General features: G+C 61.8%; 13 protein-coding genes. 2 read left to right on the top strand and 11 right to left on the bottom strand.

Annotation, left to right across the window (positions count from 1 at the left end; translation table 11 throughout):
- Nucleotides 1-8 precede the first annotated feature (8 nt).
- The 6 genes from ACFRFQ_RS17070 to ACFRFQ_RS17045 all read right to left on the bottom strand — a co-directional run bounded on the left by ACFRFQ_RS17070 (nucleotide 9) and on the right by ACFRFQ_RS17045 (nucleotide 9,977).
- Complete coding sequence (locus ACFRFQ_RS17070) at nucleotides 9-659, bottom strand: hypothetical protein (RefSeq protein ID WP_378659890.1); 651 nt, start codon at nucleotides 657-659, stop codon at nucleotides 9-11.
- Nucleotides 652-1,071: an acyl-CoA thioesterase gene (locus tag ACFRFQ_RS17065; RefSeq protein WP_378659887.1), complete on the bottom strand. Its 420-nt coding sequence runs from the start codon at nucleotides 1,069-1,071 to the stop codon at nucleotides 652-654. The genes ACFRFQ_RS17070 and ACFRFQ_RS17065 overlap by 8 nt, the downstream gene beginning before the upstream one ends.
- Nucleotides 1,068-5,915: an NAD-glutamate dehydrogenase gene (locus tag ACFRFQ_RS17060; protein ID WP_378659885.1), complete on the bottom strand. Its 4,848-nt coding sequence runs from the start codon at nucleotides 5,913-5,915 to the stop codon at nucleotides 1,068-1,070. The genes ACFRFQ_RS17065 and ACFRFQ_RS17060 overlap by 4 nt, the downstream gene beginning before the upstream one ends.
- A gap of 84 nt (nucleotides 5,916-5,999) precedes the next feature.
- The gene (locus ACFRFQ_RS17055) at nucleotides 6,000-6,410 is read right to left on the bottom strand and encodes an acyl-CoA thioesterase (RefSeq protein ID WP_378659882.1); all 411 of its coding nucleotides are present in this window, start codon (nucleotides 6,408-6,410) and stop codon (nucleotides 6,000-6,002) included.
- A gap of 3 nt (nucleotides 6,411-6,413) precedes the next feature.
- A complete protein-coding gene (ettA, locus tag ACFRFQ_RS17050; RefSeq protein WP_378659880.1) occupies nucleotides 6,414-8,093 on the bottom strand; it encodes an energy-dependent translational throttle protein EttA in 1,680 nt (559 codons plus the stop codon).
- A 51-nt stretch (nucleotides 8,094-8,144) separates the two neighbouring features.
- On the bottom strand, nucleotides 8,145-9,977 hold the full coding sequence (locus ACFRFQ_RS17045; protein ID WP_378659877.1) for an ABC transporter ATP-binding protein: 1,833 nt from the start codon (nucleotides 9,975-9,977) through the stop codon (nucleotides 8,145-8,147).
- 90 nt (nucleotides 9,978-10,067) lie between these two features.
- Here ACFRFQ_RS17045 and ACFRFQ_RS17040 point away from each other — a divergent pair, with 90 nt between their 5' ends.
- Nucleotides 10,068-10,529 carry a MarR family winged helix-turn-helix transcriptional regulator gene (locus ACFRFQ_RS17040; protein WP_378659874.1) on the top strand — a complete coding sequence of 154 codons (462 nt, stop codon included), beginning with the start codon at nucleotides 10,068-10,070 and terminating at the stop codon, nucleotides 10,527-10,529.
- Between the two features lies 1 nt (nucleotide 10,530).
- Here ACFRFQ_RS17040 and ACFRFQ_RS17035 read toward each other — a convergent pair whose 3' ends face one another.
- From ACFRFQ_RS17035 to ACFRFQ_RS17020, 4 genes are all read right to left on the bottom strand, one after another.
- Nucleotides 10,531-10,944: a single-stranded DNA-binding protein gene (locus ACFRFQ_RS17035; protein WP_378659871.1), complete on the bottom strand. Its 414-nt coding sequence runs from the start codon at nucleotides 10,942-10,944 to the stop codon at nucleotides 10,531-10,533.
- 141 nt (nucleotides 10,945-11,085) lie between these two features.
- Nucleotides 11,086-11,790, bottom strand: coding sequence for an SDR family NAD(P)-dependent oxidoreductase (locus tag ACFRFQ_RS17030; protein ID WP_378659867.1), 705 nt, complete (start codon nucleotides 11,788-11,790; stop codon nucleotides 11,086-11,088).
- Entirely contained in the window at nucleotides 11,790-12,119 is a 330-nt protein-coding gene (locus tag ACFRFQ_RS17025) for a hypothetical protein (protein WP_378659864.1), read from the bottom strand. The genes ACFRFQ_RS17030 and ACFRFQ_RS17025 overlap by 1 nt, the downstream gene beginning before the upstream one ends.
- A gap of 19 nt (nucleotides 12,120-12,138) precedes the next feature.
- A complete protein-coding gene (locus ACFRFQ_RS17020) occupies nucleotides 12,139-13,236 on the bottom strand; it encodes an SRPBCC family protein (RefSeq protein ID WP_378659861.1) in 1,098 nt (365 codons plus the stop codon).
- A gap of 101 nt (nucleotides 13,237-13,337) precedes the next feature.
- Between ACFRFQ_RS17020 and ACFRFQ_RS17015 the strand changes: the two genes are divergently transcribed.
- Nucleotides 13,338-13,916: a TetR/AcrR family transcriptional regulator gene (locus ACFRFQ_RS17015; RefSeq protein WP_378659858.1), complete on the top strand. Its 579-nt coding sequence runs from the start codon at nucleotides 13,338-13,340 to the stop codon at nucleotides 13,914-13,916.
- Between the two features lie 7 nt (nucleotides 13,917-13,923).
- Here ACFRFQ_RS17015 and ACFRFQ_RS17010 read toward each other — a convergent pair whose 3' ends face one another.
- Nucleotides 13,924-15,996: a cytochrome c oxidase assembly protein gene (locus tag ACFRFQ_RS17010; protein ID WP_378659855.1), complete on the bottom strand. Its 2,073-nt coding sequence runs from the start codon at nucleotides 15,994-15,996 to the stop codon at nucleotides 13,924-13,926.
- Between the last annotated feature and the right edge of the window lie 35 nt (nucleotides 15,997-16,031).

Below are 16,031 nucleotides of genomic sequence, written 5' to 3'. Positions count from 1 at the left end.
CCCTGATCCTAGCGAGCCACCATCAGTGGGATCGAGCCACCGCGGTGGCGGTAGATCGAACCGAAGCGCGCATCGAGGCGAATCCACGACTTGCTTGCCCGAACCCGCACCAGCTCCGACTCGTCGATTCGGTTCACATCGACGAATCCCATTGCGGTCAGCGCAAATATCGCGCGCATCGAGATCCCGGCCGTGATGGTCGGCCCGCTGACCTCGATCACCTCCTGGTCGAGCAGCGAGACGGGCGGCCCTGAGCTGCTGCCATGCTCCTGTGCCAAAGCATTTCCGCGCTGCGCCAATTCGATCAGCACCTTCGCCGGAACATCGTCGAGATGCTCGAATCCCACTGGCGGTGGCAACGCTCCGCGCCACGCCGAGTCCATCGAGAATCCCGGATCGATCAGCTCGCCGGACGCATGGGACAGTGCAGCCAACAAGGCATCGCCCGCCGCCGAGGTGTCGTCCGGGTTGACGGTCCCGACGATGGTGCGCGTCGCCAGGGCATCGAACCCTGTTGCCGCCCAGACACTCACGTGATCGGGTCCGCGTCGACGCATCCTGATGACAGCTGATTCGTCCAATCGCAACGCGTGCCCGATGAAGCCGGCCAAGTTCTTGCGCTCGGCGTCATCGGGCACGATCAGCATTCGCTCATGCACGCTGCCAACGCTCCAAGTACCCACGCTCGGGTCCACTGAGCCGCCGCAGTCGTTGCGTGTCGATGTCGAAGGCAGCAATCTGCGTCGATGCCACGATGGAAGGCGCCACCGAGGGCCCCGCCGACTTCGGGCGCACCTCGTATCCGATCGTAAAGTCCACGGCTCGAATCTTTTCCACCCACATCAACACGTCGAGCGGTGAATCGTCGTGCCGCAACTGCCCCCGATACCGCACATGCAGATCAGCGACAACCGCACCGTCACGCAACGACACCGTCGGGCATCCGTCGTGAAACAGCCACGGAATCCGAGCTTCCTCGAGCAGTGTCACCATGCGCGCATGGTTGACGTGTTGGAAGACGTCCATGTCGGACCATCGAACCGCCACGTCGGCATGAAATCCCTCGCTCAACGCCCTACCTCCGATCGGGTGCCCATGCTGCGCACCATGCTGCGAACCTGCCGCGCCGCTACCGAGAGCGTCGCCAGGTCAAGCGTCCCAGACTCGAAGATCTCACCGAGAGCTGCCCTCGCCCGGCTCAGCCGCGACGCGTTGGTCGCCTCCCATTCGTCGATCTTCTCCTGTGGCGATTCCCCCGGCTCGCCGCCGACGAGCACCTCCATCGTGAGTTGCCGCAACGAGCTGTACAGATCGTCACGCAGCGCCAGGCGGGCCAGCGAATGCCAGCGATCCCCGCGCTCGAGTCCGGACACCGCCGTGAGCAGCCAATCGATTCCGAGGTGTGCATCGAGCGCGTAGTAGAGCTGCGCAACCTCCGTGATGTCGTGCTCGGCAATATCAGCGATGTCCGCGATGTCGAGGAGGCAGTACACGTCCAGGAGCCGGAAGACCTCGAGTGCCAGAGCTTCCGGCGCCCCGCGGTCGATGACTGATTGGGCTCGGGCAAGCAGATCCGTCAATTGATGTCCGGCGAGCAAATCGGGAACAAGAGGTGCGGTCGACCGGTAGGCCGCGGAATAGCGAGACACTTCTGCTCCCACGGCAATCGGTTGCGGCCGGTTAGCGAGGAACCACCGTGAAGCGCGGTCGAGGAGTCTGCACGATTCCACGATCAGATCGTTCTCGAGATCAGCCGCGAGTCCGGCCGAGCGGATCCGCCCCCACACGTCGTCGAGCGCAAACACCTCACGTACAGCTGCGTACGCGCGAATCGAATCCGTACTGCTGGCGCCGGTTTCCTCCGCCAACCGGTACGCGTAGGTAATTCCACCGTTGTCGATGACCTCGTTGACCAGCATGGTCGCCACGATCTGTCGGCGCAGTGGATGGTCCTTGATCTGCGAGGCAAACCGATCGCGCACTGCGCCCGGGAAGTATCCGGGAATCTGCTGCGCAAAGTACTCGTTGTCCGGCAGCTCCGTGGCGAGAAGATCGTCCTTGAGCGCGAGCTTCACATGCGCGGTGAGAGTCGCCAATTCCGGTGACGTCAAACCGGATCCGATGGCCAGGCGCCGATCGATCTCCTTGTTGGACGGCAGCGCCTCGAGTGCGCGATCGAGCCCGCGTGCGGTACTCAGTTCGCTGATCTGCCGCCGGTGGACGCCCAGCATTTGCGGCGCCGTGACCCGCGCAATACCCAACAGCGCATTCTGGGCGATGTTGTCTGCCAGAACGAGGCGGGCAACGTCGTCGGTCATCAAGGCCAACAACGGGTTCCGCTCTTCTGCGGGCAGCGCTCCCGACCGAACCAACGTGTCGAGCAGGATCTTGATATTGACCTCGTGGTCGGAGCAGTCCACACCGGCCGAGTTGTCGATCGCGTCGGTGTTGATGTGTCCACCATTGGCACTGAACTCGATGCGCCCCAGTGCTGTCACACCGAGATTGCCACCCTCGCCGACCACCTTGACCCGAAGGTCCGCTCCGTCGACGCGAACCGCGTCGTTGCTCTTGTCTCCTACTTGCGCATTGGTTTCAGCCGACGCCTTGATGTAGGTTCCGATGCCACCGTTCCACAGCAGATCTACCGGAGCGGACAGGATGGCGCGCATCAATTCGGGCGGTGAGAGTTTGGTGACACCCTCGTCCAATCCCAGAGCAACCCGCACACTTTCGGCGATCGGGACGGACTTGACGGTACGGTCCCACACTCCACCGCCGTCACTGATCAGGCTCGCGTCGTAATCCTTCCACGACGATCGCGGAAGTTCGAAAAGCCGCCCACGCTCGACAAACGATCGCTCGGCATCCGGATTGGGGTCGAGGAAGATGTGCCGATGGTCGAATGCCCCGACCAGTCGGATGTGACGGCTCAGCAACATGCCGTTGCCGAAAACGTCGCCGCTCATATCTCCGACACCCACGACCGTGAAGTCCTCGGACTGCGTGTCGACACCGATTTCCCGGAAATGCCGCTTGACGCTTTCCCACGCGCCGCGAGCGGTGATTCCCATGCCCTTGTGGTCGTATCCCACCGAACCACCCGAGGCAAATGCGTCACCGAGCCAGAAGTTGTACTGCGCGGCAACGGAGTTCGCCAAATCGGAGAACGATGCCGTTCCCTTGTCCGCGGCAACGACGAGGTACCGGTCCTCGCCGTCGAGTCGCACGACCCGATCCGGCGTCACGACTTCCCCGGTCTCGGGATGGACGTTGTCGGTGATGTCGAGCAGACCCGAGATGAAAGTCCGATAGCACGCCTTGCCGGATTCGAGTGTGGCACTGCGATCGGTTGCGGGATCTCCGGTCGGGACCGGCGGGTTCTTCACGACAAATCCGCCCTTGGCGCCGACGGGGACGATGACCGCGTTCTTGACCGCCTGCGCCTTCACGAGGCCAAGCACTTCGGTGCGGAAATCCTCCCGACGATCCGACCACCGCAGACCACCACGCGCCACCGCTCCGAACCGCAGATGCACTCCCTCGACCTCCGGCGAGTACACGAAGATCTCGAAAGCCGGCCGGGGTTTGGGCAATTCACTGATCCGCGAGGGATCCAGTTTGATCGACAGATACTGGCGCGAACGCCCGTCCGTATCCACGACGTAGAAGTTGGTCCGCAACGTCGCCTGCACCAGCGAGAACATTCCCCGCAGGATACGATCGGCGTCGAGGCTGAGCACTTCGTCGATCGAAGCCCGCAGTTGCGTCTCCAATTCCTCGATACGTTCCCCGCCAATGGAGTTCGGATCGAACTTCGCCTCGAAAAGTTCCACGAGTGCCGCCGCGGTCCGCGGATGCGACAGCGCGATCCCCTCGATGTGAAATTGACTGTACGGAAAAGCGGCCTGCCGCAAGTATTTTGCGTATGCCCGCAGGATGACTGCCTGTCGCCACGTCAATCCGGCCCGCAGTACCAATTCGTTGAACCGGTCGGCCTCGGCGCGGCCGAACCACACGGCACCGAACGCCGCGGTGAATCGCTTCTGCACCTCGGTCAGCGCGACAGTGCTGGTTTCGAGGGGCACTTGGGCGTCGAGGTTCGGCTGCACGGACGCTCGTAGTTCCGCCGGCACCGACAACCCGAAATCGTAGATCCAGCACGTCACTCCGTCGAGTCGCTGCACCACGTGTGGCCGTTCGTCGAGCACCTCGACACCGAGCGACTGAAGTACCGGGAGAACCTGGCTCAGCGAAATGCCGTCGCCGCCGACAAACAGCGTGAACCGCCATTGACCGGGTTCGGAATCCTCACCGCGGTAGAGCAGCACGTCGATCGACCCAGGGGCCAACGCTTCGAACCGAGAGATGTCGGACAGTGCGCGGGAGGGCTCGAAATCCTCCTTGTATCCGTCGGGAAGGACCCGGATGTACCGCTGCACCAGTTCGAGATCGAGGTCGGACCGCTCACGCACGAGATCGATGATGCGGTCGTCCCAACTGCGACTGACTTCGGTCAGCAGTGCCTGTACCCGTTCACGGTTTTCCTCGGACACGTCGAGCCGAACCGGCTCGCTGTCCGGCGCGCGCCGGATTGTCACGTGTAGTAGCGCCAGGTCGTTTTCACTCACCCTGGCTGTGTAATCCACTGTGCCCGGACCGAATTCACGCCAGAGCGTGTGCTGCATCGCCAACCGGACACGCGTGGTGTAGCGGTCTCGCGGCAAGTACACCAGGCAGGAGACGAACCGACCGAACGTGTCTTCGCGAACGAACAACCGCACCTGGCGACGCAGGCCGATGCTGTGCACCGCGTGAACGGTCTCGAACAGTGTCTCGGTGTCGCTGGAGAACAGTTCCGTGCGGGGGAAGGACTGAATGACCTCGAGCATCGCCTGGCCTGAATACGAATCGAGGTCGACACCGGCTCGCCGGATCACTTCGCGCACTCGGCGTTCGATCAGCGGAATGGCAAGGACGTTCTCGTGCAGCGCAACCACCGTGAAGACGCCGAGGAACCTGTGCTCCCCCACGATGTTTCCGTCGTCGTCGAGTATCGACACCCCGACGAAGTACGGGTACACGGCACGGTGAACGGTGGCGGGGAACGACCCCTGCGTCAGGACGAGCAGCGGACGGTCCGGGAGATCGGCAACCGGCGGCAAGCTCATCGGGCCGTCGGTGACCGCGTCGGATCGCAACACGCCGAGCCCGCTGCCGTCCACCGTGCGGGAGCCGTCCTCGGTACCGACAAACCGCCGGTAGCCGAGCACCGCATAGTTGCCGGCCGCCATCCACCGCAGGAGGCCGGCGGTGTCGGAGAACTCTTCCGACGAAACGCGGCCGGAGGCGGAGGCCGCCGACACCTCGAGTTCGTCCGCGATACTCAGTTGCAGGGCAGTCATGGACGGGGTGTCGTCGGCGACCACTCGGACGTCGGCCAACACCTTGCCCAGATGCTCATCGATGGCGTCGAGTTCGAAGTCCTGCGCTCCCGCGTCCAACTGCACGTGCATCCAGGATTCCTGGATTCCACTGTCTCCCAAAGACTTCAGATTTCCCGAATTGTCTCGATCAGCTCGAATGATCGGATGGGCGTACTGACTGATACCCACGCCCAACCTGTTGAGCAACGCGGTAATGGATTCGACCAGCAGCGACATGTCGTCGTTGACGATCTGGATTGCTGCACCCAACTTCGCCTGATCCCAGGGACGATAGACCCGCCACACCGCCGTGCCCGGCACCCGAGTGCGCCCGAGTTCGAGATGCGCTTTCAGTACCCGATCGGATCGGTCGTCGATCACATCGCCGCTGTCACCCTCGTCGATATGTGTGAAAAAAGCCTCGCGAAGGCGCGTGAGTAACGTCGCTTCGTCGAGGCTTTCGGAACTGCGTGGTGCTCGGTCGGTCATTCCTGGCTCACATCCTGTGGGTTCTGATCACCGCGGCCAATCTCATGCTCGAGACTAGCCGCGGTGACCGCCACCTAGGGTGAACTACGCCGGAACAAGCGCTGCTTCCAGCACCAAACGCTCGCTGTCGGCGAGCGGTCTGGACTTTTCGGTCACCTGGTCGAATCCGACCATCAAGGCGTCACCGGATGCGCACTCCGTACCCGTGTTGTCGCGGACGACGTGACGGACTGTGAACGAGGAAGTTCCGACATGAGTCGTGAAGATCTCGACGTTCAACGGACCTGAATGATCGGTGACCGGCTTGAGGAACTCGATGGACATCTTTCGGACAACGACGTATCCCGGACGGCCGCCATGGGCGGCAAGCTTCGACGTCAGGAACTGGATGCGAGCTTCCTGCATGTACTCCGCATACCTGGTGTTGTTGACGTGCCCCAGTCGGTCGGAATCACCCCACCGAACCTGAACCTCACACGTGAATACGTCCGACACCGATCAGTCCCTCGTGAGCTTGCGGTGCGTGACGCGGTGCGGACGCGCCGCGTCAGGACCGAGGCGCTGGACCTTGTTCGCCTCGTAGCCTTCGAAGTTGCCCTCGTACCAGTACCACGCAGCTTCGTTGTCGCCGAAGCCACCTTCCCACGCGAGGATGTGGGTACACGTACGGTCCAGGAACCAGCGATCGTGCGAGATCACGACGGCGCAGCCGGGGAACTCTTCGAGAGCGTTCTCCAGTGAACCGAGGGTTTCGACGTCGAGGTCGTTGGTGGGCTCATCGAGCAGGATCAAGTTGCCGCCCTGCTTGAGCGTCATAGCCAGGTTGAGACGGTTCCGCTCACCACCGGAAAGAACTCCGGCCGGCTTCTGCTGGTCGTGGCCCTTGAATCCGAACGAGCTGATGTACGCACGCGACGGGAATTCGGTCTGGCCGACAACGATGAAATCGAGTCCGTCGGACACGGTCTCCCAGACCGTCTTCTTCGGGTCGATGCCGGATCGGTTCTGGTCGACGTAGCTCAGCTTGACCGTCTGACCGATCTTGACCTCACCGGCGTCAGGCTCTTCGAGGCCGACGATGGTCTTGAACAGCGTCGTCTTACCGACACCGTTGGGGCCGATGACGCCGACGATGCCGTTGCGCGGCAGAGTGAACGACAAATCCTTGATCAGAACACGGCCGTCGAAGCCCTTGTCGAGGTTCTTGACCTCGACAACGACGTCGCCCAGACGCGGCGGTGCCGGGATCTGGATCTCGTCGAAGTCGAGCTTGCGGGTCTTCTCGGCCTCGTTCGCCATTTCTTCGTAGCGATCGAGACGAGCCTTGTTCTTGGCCTGACGAGCCTTGGCGCCGGAACGAACCCACGCGAGTTCGTCCTTGAGGCGCTTCTGCAGCTTCTGGTCCTTCTTGCCGGCAACCTCGAGGCGGGCGGCCTTCTGCTCCAGGTAGGTGGAGTAGTTGCCCTCGTACGGGTAGAGGCGTCCGCGGTCGACTTCACAGATCCACTGCGCCACGTGATCGAGGAAGTAGCGATCGTGGGTGACGGCGAGGATAGCGCCGGGGTAGGCAGCGAGGTGCTGCTCCAACCACAGGACCGACTCGGCGTCGAGGTGGTTGGTGGGCTCATCGAGGAGCAGGAGGTCGGGCTTGCTCAGTAGAAGCTTGCACAGTGCGACGCGGCGCTTCTCACCACCGGAGAGGTGGGTGACCAAGTCTTCCGGCGGCGGGCATCGAAGCGCGTCCATTGCCTGCTCGAGCTGGGAATCGATCTCCCAGGCGTCAGCGTGGTCCAGCTTCTCCTGGAGCTCACCCATCTCTTCCATGAGCTCGTCGGAGTAATCCGTAGCCATGAGCTCGGCGATCTCGTTGTATCGCTTGAGCTGAACCATGGTCTCGCCGAGGCCTTCTTCGACGTTCTCGCGAACGGTCTTGGTCTCGTCGAGCTGCGGCTCCTGCATGAGGATGCCGACGGATGCGCCGGGGGCGAGGAAGGCCTCGCCGTTGCCCGGCTGATCCAGCCCGGCCATGATCTTGAGGATGCTGGACTTACCAGCGCCGTTGGGTCCGACGACACCGATCTTCGCGCCGGGGTAAAAGCTCATCGTGACGTCATCGAGGATGACCTTGTCACCGTGCGCCTTGCGCACCTTCTTCATCGTGTAAATGAACTCAGCCATGACCGCCAGCCTATCGGTGTTTGTCGCATTACCCACATTGCGTCGGCGGGTTCACACGCTCTGCAGTTCGGTCGGCAGTTCCAGGGCTTCGCTGGACGAAGCTGCCAGAAGCTGCGCGTACCGTCCGCCTTGTTGCACCAGTTCGTCGTGCGTGCCCTTCTCCACCACAACACCCTGATCCAGAACAGCTATCAGATCCGCGTCGCGGACCGTGGAAAGCCTGTGCGCGACAACCAATGTGGTGCGTCCGACCATCAGTTCGTCGAGTGCGTCCTGCAACGCACGCTCGGTGCGGTTGTCCAGCGCACTCGTCGCTTCGTCGAGAACCAGGATCGGCGGATTCCGCAGCACGGTCCGCGCGATGGCGATGCGTTGCTTCTCACCACCGGAGAATCGGTAACCACGCTCACCGACCATGGTGTCGTAACCGTCATCCAGACCGGAGATGAACTCGTGGATCTGGGCGATCCGTGCAGCTTGCTCGATTTCCTCGTCGGTTGCATCCGGCTTTGCGAACCGCAGATTCTCTCGGATCGTCGTGTGGAACAGATATGTCTCCTGCGATACGACGCCGACCAGATCCGACACAGTCGACAGATCGAGGTCACGCAGATCGATACCGTCGATCGTCACGGACCCGGCCGTCGGGTCGTACAGACGGGCTGCGAGGTAGCCGAGAGTGGTCTTGCCGGAACCAGTGGAACCGACAAGTGCCAAGGTTCCGCCGGCCGGGACCGTCAGATCGATGTTGTCGAGAGTCTTGCTCTCGGTTCCCGGGTACGAGAAGTCGACGTGATCGAACCGCAGTTCTCCCGACACTCCCGATACGTCGAACTCCTTCGACTCTTCCGGATCCGCGATGTCGATGGGCAGATCCAGGTACTCGAACACGCGACTGAACAGTGCCATGGAACTCTGCACCTCGACGCCCGTGTTGAGCAGCATCATGGTGGGCCGGAACAACTGAGTTTGCAAGGTCGTGAACGCGACCAGCGTGCCGACGGTGATGGTGTTGCCGTGATCGAGAGTGAATCCGGCGAACCAGTAGACCAGCGCGGGCATGGCCGCAAAGGTGATCGACATCGACGCCATGCGCCACTTACCGGCCATCATCGCGCGAAGTTCTACGTCGGCAACCTCAGCCGAGCGTTCGGCAAAGCGATCGGTCAGGGCGGACTTCGCGCCGGTTGTCTTTCCCAGCAGAATGCCGCTGACCGAGAGAGATTCCTCGACCTGAACGGACAGATCGCTGAGCAACTTCTGGCGCTTGCCGGAGATCTTGCGACGCTCGTTACCGATCTTGCGGGCGATACGGATGAATACCGGCAGGATCGCCAGCGAGAAGATCGCCAGTCGCCAGTCGAGGAGGAAGAGCGCAACGATCGTGGCTGCGACAGTGGTCGCGTTCTGCGCAATAGATGTGGCGGTGTTGGTGACAACCGATTGCATACCGCCGATGTCGTTGGCGATACGCGACTGCACCTCGCCGGTCCTGGTTCTGGCGAAGAAGCCAAGTGACTGATTCTGCAGGTGCGTGTACACTCGGACACGCAGTTGGTGCATCAGTTTCTGGCCGATGCTGTTGGACATCCAGGTCTGCACAACACCGAGACAACTGGTGATCACGGCAATTGCGATCATGCCGATCGCAAGGATGCTGACCAGTCCGAGGTCTTTGTCCGGGATTGCCTTGTCGAGCATTTCGCGCAGAAGCAGTGGGCTGCCCAAGGCCACGACGGCGCTGAGCGTGATGACCGCGGTGACGACGGCGATCTGCGATCGATACGGCGTGAACAGCTCGAGGACGCGTCGCGGTGATACGGGGTCCGCCGGAGTGGTCTCGACAGCGGAGTTTTCGAAATCTCTGATGTGATCTGGTTTCACGTTTACCTCCTGGAGGCTTTCTCACCCTAGGTTCATATTGATGAGGTTACCTCACTATGAGGCTGACACCAACAACGCTAGACTGGCGCCATGCATTCCCGAGAGCGCGAACTCACCGATGTCGTGTTGTCCGTGGCGCGAACCATTCGACGACGCCAGGTCGCGGCCCTCGAGCCATTCGGCCTCTCCCCGTCACAGAGTCGCGCTCTGAGAGTGCTCACCCGAGTAGGTGAACCGGTCCGATTGGGCTATCTCGCGGAAAAGCTGCGCATCGTTCCCCGTTCCGCAACGGATGTCGTGGATTCCCTCGAATCGGCAGGATGGGTCAAACGCACTCCCGACCCCAACGACCGACGAGCAGTGCTCCTCGAACTCACCGATGCCGGCGCCGCCCTCGCAGCCGAGGTCGCGCAGGCTCAACGCCGAGAATCCTCGGACATCTTCGACGACCTCGACGAATCCGAACGAATGGTTCTCACCGAACTGCTCGAACGAGTAGACGCGGGGCACGACCACGGCCGCCCCCGCGACTGCCCGAAAACTCGCGTCTGACCTACGCCGCCACAGTCACGTCGGATTCGCCTGACTCCTCCGCCGACGTGGTCTTGCTGTGCCGCTCGATCTTTGCGATACACCGGGCAAGGTCGGGTCCCACCGCGGTAGCCCTCATCTCCAGGTCGGAGCGAGCGATGCCCTCCTTCGTGGTGTACTCGTTGGTGCGCAACTCCCCCGTCGCCATCACCGGATCGCCCTTCATGATGGATGCTCCGACGCCGGTGACCAGCCGTCGCCAACACGTGACACTCAGATAGAGCGTGGCGCCGTCGGTCCATTCCCCGGTTACCGGATCCTTACGTCGCGCATTGCTGGCCATCCGAAAGCTCAGCACCTCTTCACCATTGGCGGTCTGCCGCTTCACCGGATTGGTGATGACGGTGCCGACAACGGTTGCAGATGTCTCGTACATATTCCGATCCCCCCTCTAAAACTGTTCAGCCACACACCGATCGATCATCGGTACCTGATGATTCTCAACCGAAAAGCGGTGTGCCTTCGAAATCGAAATCAACCTGTGGATGAACACAGTGCCTGTGGAAAAGCGGCACTGTCACGTGTTGCGGCCACCGTTGACGCCCAGGATCTGCCCGGTGATGTAGCCGGCTTCTTCGGAGATCAGGAATGAGCAGGCTGCGGCAACATCGTCCGGCTTTCCGACACGGCGAACCGGCGTCTTCGAGATGTGGTCCTCGACGGTCCCGCCGAGTCGGTTGAGTTCCTCGTCGCGGCGTAGCAACGGAGTGTCGACAAACCCGGGCGGCACTGCGTTCACCGTGATACCCAAAGGACCGAATTCGAGGGCCAGTGATTTTGTCAGCCCGTTGACCGCGGACTTCGCAGCAACGTAGTGCGCCATGTACGGCTGACCGGAATGTGCACTGGAGGAAGAGATATTGACGATCCGGCCCCACTTTCCCGCGATCATGTCGGGCAGCGCGGCTTGAGTGCAGTGATACGTCCCGTTCAGGCTGACTCCGATCACCTTCTGCCATTCGTCGAAGTCGATATCGACGAAGCGCCCATTCCCGACGATGCCTGCGGCATTCACGAGAACCGTGATCGGGCCGAGACGCTCACGAATCGAGGCCATTGCTGCCTCGACCTGTTCGCGGTTGGTGACATCCGCAGTGTGGGCATTGTCGGAGTTACTCGGCGTCCGATCGATGGTGGCAACCTGGTAGCCGTCCGAGCCCAGACGGCTAGCGATGGCCTGACCTATCCCCGAGGCCCCTCCGGTAACAACAGCAGTCTTCATCACGGCACCGGCTCGAAGATCGCGTCCATGGTTGATGCGCCGGTATCGGGCACTCTCGGTTGCGACCAGGCCTCGATGGGAAACGACACGTTGATCAGCGAATAGCACAGTTGCAGTAGCCGATAGGCGTCGTCAGGCAAGTCGTCGAGCGGGAACTCGTCGAGATAGCTCCCCGCATCCAGCAATCGAGGTAAGGCGGCGTCGTAGAACGTCTGCAGTTCGGTCATGTTGCTGGACAAGCGCTTTGCGTAACGCTGCGCTTCAGTGGGTAGCGCCCACTCCGCAAAAGGCTCGAGGTCCGCGAAGGCAGCAGGCAAAGTGTCGGGCATGTGTGTTCTCCTCATTTCCTTACGTCCGTTGCAAAATCTCGTCGACAAATCGCTGCGACGCGGTGTGCAGGTGCCGGACCAGCACTTCCTGATCGCAGAGCAGAAAATGTGAAACAGCCCTCGACTCGAGCATCGTCTGCGTGGCTTCGAGCGTGTTGCAGTCCTGGAGTCCGAACTCCTTGAAGGTGACCGCAGCCAGTTCCTGCCGCATCCGCTCGGTGGCGTTCTTCGGTGGCGGCATATACAGCGTGCCCTCGAAGGTGTGCTCGTTGTAGGCGGTCGGCCAGTAGTGATAGGTGAGGTACCACCCGGGTTCCCACACCACGATCATGAAATTCGGGAACAGGACGTAGGAGTCGAGACCCCAGGACTTATGCTTCGTCGGATTGAGTCCGGCTGGGAGCGTGGCAAGTTCGGGGAAATCAGGTTTGTCCCACGGCCCGAAGTTGCCACTTCGCAACAGTCGCTCCGTCGGTTTCACCATCATCGGATCCTTCGGCGGAGCCATGCCTCCCCAGGAAGACACCATTCCGTGCGGCCCGTCGATGTCGTATGCAAGCGCCTCGAACCCGTAACTCTTGAGCTTGTTGGATTCGTCGGACACGTACTGCTTCGAATGGAGGATCGGTGCGTGATAGAACTCGGCGAAGGCGTCGATGTAGAGCTTCCAGTTGCTGCGCACGTGTGCCTGATACTGGTAGACCTGAGTCATTCGGCCAAACGGATAGCCCGTCAATCCGGCCGCGAACCTTCCGAGGTAGTCACCCAGCGAAATCGTGTTCGTATCATCGAAATTGACGAATACGAACCCTTCCCACACATCGACCTGCAGTGGAACGAGTCCGTCGCCTGCACTCGACCAGGCAGTCATGGACTCGTCGGCGGCGCGAGTGACAACCACTGACGCGCGGACGGCCTCGATCACCCGGGTGAAGTAACTTCCGGCAACAGGCGCTTGCTCGACTCGACCGACATTGAGCCAGGCGTGGCCGAAGACGGCTTCGCGCTCGACGTCGAAATACTCGGGGCTGATCGAATCCTCGAACGTGATCGGTCCGGTATCCAGCCCGAAATGCTCGGTCCAACTTCCCTCGGGCGGCTTCGGAAAATGCGGCATCTGTGCGTCCCTTCCCAATCCCAACAACATGACCGACGGTCAACTTACGGGTTCCTGTAACATATGGACCGCCGGTCAACTTGTCAATCAAAGGCGTGCTCATGGGTCAGGAATTGAAGCGAGAGCGCAGCGACGCAGCACGAAATCGTCGAGCGATTCTCGACGTGACAGAGTCACTACTCGCGCAGTTCGGGGCCGAAAACGTCTCCATCGACCAGATAGCCGCAGCGGCCGGAGTCGGCAAAGGCACGATCTTCCACCGGTTCGGAAGTCGTGCGGGATTGATGCGGGCACTGGTTCTCGAGCGCGCTCAGACTCTGCGCGACGCGGTCAACGAAGGCGACCCGCCACTCGGCCCCGGCGCACCCGCGGCCGAGAGATTGCTTGCCTTTTTCGACGCGATGTTCCGGCTGATCGTCGACAACGTCGAACTGATGATTGCGTACGACAACGCCACCACCGATTCACAAGCCGAAGAAATCAACGCCTTCTGGCATCGTCACATCACCGAACTGCTCAAAGAAGCCACACCTGAGGTCGACGCCGTCGTGATGTCGAGAGTGCTACTGAGCGTTCTCAATCCCGACGTCGTCCTTCACCACATCCGAACGCGACAAACCGAGCGTCTAGCCGCATCGGTTCACGGCCTCGTCGCAGCGGTTGTCGCACATCGTGATTGATCAGCAGTCACTCCGCTGACGAGGAGGAGTCCTCCGACTTCTTTTCACGCGGGGCCCAGCCCTCACGGTCTCGCCTCGCAAGTTCGGCGAACATCGCATTGTGCGCGGCCAGGTCTGCGTCGTGATCACGTTCGGCAGCACGGTCCGTGCGGACGGCCGTCTTCCGGTCGGAGCGTGACCACTGCACGAGCAGTGCGAGCATGACCACCATCAGCGGGATCTCGCCCGTCGCCCAGGCGATACTGCCGCCCAATTTCTGGTCGCCGAGGAGATCGTCGTTCCAGCCCAAGCCCAGTGAGCGGAAGAACTCGCCGCCCATGATCGTGGTGGTGCTCATCAGCGCAACACCGAAGAACGCGTGGAACGGGAGCGAGCCGAAGACCATGGCCAGTTTGGTCACGGGTTGGAGTTGGCGCGGCGACGGATCCACACCGATCGCCACCCAGTAGAAGAGATAGCCGCTGAGAATGAAGTGCAGGTTCATCAGCAGGTGCGCGCTGTGGGAATCGACCGTAGCGCCGTAGATGCCGCCGAGGTAGAGCACGTAGAAGCCGCCGACGAAGAGAACCGCGGCCACGATCGGGTGCGTGACGAATCGCGAGAACGGACTGTGCAGGGCAACCAGGATCCACTCACGGATTCCGGGCACACCGTCCTTGCCTGCGGGTTCGAGAGCGCGTAACGCCAACGTGATGGGTGCACCCAGAACCAGCAGGACCGGCGCCAGCATGGACAGTGCCATGTGCCCGGCCATGTGAACGCTGAATACCGCGGTCGCGTATTTGCCCACACCAGACGAGGTCGCGATCAGCAGTACCGCGCATCCGATCATCCAGGAAATCGTGCGGCCCACCGGCCAGGAATCTCCGCGCTTCGACAGCTTGCGCAAGCCGAGGAAGTACAGGACCGCAGCCACGATCGCGGCGGTGCCGAACATCAGATCGAAACGCCACTCGGTCACGAACGCCATGAACGACGGCGGGTCCGGCAAGTTGTAGCCGAGTTCGACCTCGGGAATCGTCGGGATGCTCGACGGCGGAGGCGGCGGCGTGCGGCCGAGGCCGATCGCCAACCCGATGGTGGCGGCAAAGATGATGCCTTCGCCGCCGGCAAAGCGAATCAACGCCGAACGGGAGTTCGGGTTCTCGGTGAGCGCAGGCAACGCGCGACTGCGCTGCAGCCAACCGAAGAATCCGAGGACGATCAGCGCAACGATCTTCGCGACAATCAGGCGGCCGTACGTCGTGGTGAACAGGTCGTCGAGTGGGAGACGAACAATCGCGTTGATGACACCACTGAAACCCATGACGACAAAGCAAATGGTGGCAACAGTCGAAAAGCGCTGGGCAGCGACGTCCGTGTGGTCACCGCCGCGACGAGCATGTGCCAGGAGCGCAAACAAACCACCGGCCCACAGAGACGCCGCAACGAGGTGCAATATCAGGCTGTTGGTAGCAATGTCGTGCGAACCGCCCGAAGACGAGTGCCCGGTGAGGGCGAGGGGCATGAGTCCGAGCAGGCCGACCACCAGCAGCAGGGGTGTCCACCACCAGCGCAGTGTCAGCCGAGCCAGAATGGCGAGAACCACCGCAATGACGGCCGTCCACCGCCAGGCACCGGCGATTTCCACCTGATCGAGTCCGGACCACAGGTTTGCCGGTTTGATCGCTTCGGAGAACGACTGACCCGACGTATCGGAGAGCGTCAGCGGAATCAGCACCAGCGAACATGCCGCCCACACGATCGCTGCGTGCGAGGCCGTCCGAACAGCCCGGTAGCCGTCGACGTCGAGTACGCCGGACTTTTGCGGCGGCACGAAAAACGCCGCCAACAGCAATGACCCGATCGCGATGACCGCGGCGACCTCGGCGACAGCGCGAACTGCCGGCAGCCCGTATGTCGTGATCGCGCCGGGGTCGGGAATGCCGAGCAGAGTCAACGCTTGAGACGCGGAAAACCCGACGACGAGAGCTGCGACCATCCCGGCAATCAGTCCACAGACCACGAAGATTGCGGTCGAAGAAGCGCGGACGCCTGGTTGTGGAGGGGAATCAGTCTGCGCAAGGTCGGGTGTAGCCATAGCTACCAGGGTAGGACGTCGGGGATCCTCGACGA

Source organism: Rhodococcus sp. NPDC056743 (genome assembly GCF_042790355.1).
In the GTDB taxonomy this organism is placed as follows: domain Bacteria; phylum Actinomycetota; class Actinomycetes; order Mycobacteriales; family Mycobacteriaceae; genus Rhodococcus_F.
This window is presented reverse-complemented; position numbering and strand designations above follow the sequence as displayed.